A 1,287-nucleotide genomic window follows, 5' to 3' on the forward strand; every position below is an offset into this window, starting at 1 on the left:
CGGCACGGCGGCCACCCTCGTCGTCACGCTGATCAGCGACCCGGCGAGCGCCGATCACCGCACCCGGGTACCGCTCCTCGCCGCCGGGACGGCCGGTCTGCTCGCCGTCCTGGTCTGCGCCCTGCTCGGCATGGCGGTCGGCGCGCTCACCAACTGGCCGCTGCTGCGCTCACCCGGCCGGGCGGTGCCCGCGATGCTGCTGGCGGCACTGCTGTCGGTGGTGGTGACCGGTTCACCGGCTCGGGCGGCGGTCAGCGGCCTGGTGACCGGCTCGCAGTCCGGCACGGTCCCGGTCCCGCTGCTCCCCCTGGCCGGGGCGGTTCTGGTCACGGCGGTCGTGGCCGCCGTGACCTGCGCCCTCACCTCCCGCCGCTCACCCTGAACAGGCGGTGCGCTGCGCCTCCTGCCACTCGCACACAGGACACAAGGTGATCCCCTTGTACGACTCCGGGTACTCGGTCGGCTCCTGGCACAGCACACACTCCGCGTACGCCGGCGCCGGCTCTTCGTCGCTCATGCGACCAGCGTACGAGGAGCGCAGGGTGCTCAATGGTGCCGGTCCGCCGCCCCGATCAGCTCGGAGACCTTCACGAACCGGTACCCCTTCTTCCGCAGCTCGGGCACGATCATGCGGACGGCCCGTTCGGTCGCCGGGGCGGCGCTGCGGGTGCAGTGCATGACGACGACAGACCCGGGCTTCACACCCTCCAGCACCTGCTGGGCCACCGCATCGGAGTCCGTCGCGAAGGCGTCCCCGCTCACCACGTCCCACTGCACCGCCGTGACGCCGACCGCGCTCAGCGTCTTCAGCGCCTGCCGGTCGTAACACCCGCCGGGGAAGCGGAAGTACGGCATCGCGTTCGGCACGCCCGCCATCTTGAAGGCCGTGTACGCCCGCTCCACATCGGCCTTCATCCGGTCCCGGGACACGGTCGGCAGGCCGTAGCAGTCGCCGGTGAACGCGTAGTGGCTGTACGAATGGTTGGCGATCTCGAACTGCGGGTCACGCCCGATGTCGCGGGCCTCGGCCGGGTACTCGTCGGCCCACCGACCGGTCATGAACACGGTCGCCGGCACCCTCAGCGTCCGCAGCGTCGCGATGAGCCGCGGATTGTCGAAGTGCTCGCCGGCCGCCGCGCGCGGTCCCTGATCGGCGGTCATGTCGGCGTCGAAGGTCAGCGCGACGGTCTTGCCGTACGCCCGCGGACCGTTCTTGAAGACGGGGGTCAGTCCGGCGGGCCCGGGCGCGAGAGTGGGCGGCCGAGGAGGAACGGCGCTGCGCGCGGC

At 72.1% G+C, this 1,287-nt stretch carries 2 protein-coding genes and 1 pseudogene; 1 reads left to right on the forward strand and 2 read right to left on the reverse strand.

Annotated elements, in window-relative coordinates:
* Nucleotides 1–382: pseudogene (locus tag R6V09_RS53360) on the forward strand (ABC transporter); the annotation flags it as partial.
* Here the strand turns inward: R6V09_RS53360 and R6V09_RS53365 are convergent.
* On the reverse strand, nt 374–517 hold the full coding sequence (locus R6V09_RS53365; RefSeq protein WP_317888587.1) for a hypothetical protein: 144 nt from the start codon (nt 515–517) through the stop codon (nt 374–376). The pseudogene R6V09_RS53360 and the gene R6V09_RS53365 sit on opposite strands and share 9 nt — an antisense overlap.
* Nucleotides 518–546: 29 nt before the next feature.
* A partial coding sequence (locus R6V09_RS53370; protein ID WP_317888588.1) for a polysaccharide deacetylase family protein occupies nt 547–1,287 on the reverse strand: 741 nt, incomplete at its 5' end.

This window comes from Streptomyces sp. W16 (assembly GCF_033194735.1).
GTDB lineage: Bacteria > Actinomycetota > Actinomycetes > Streptomycetales > Streptomycetaceae > Streptomyces.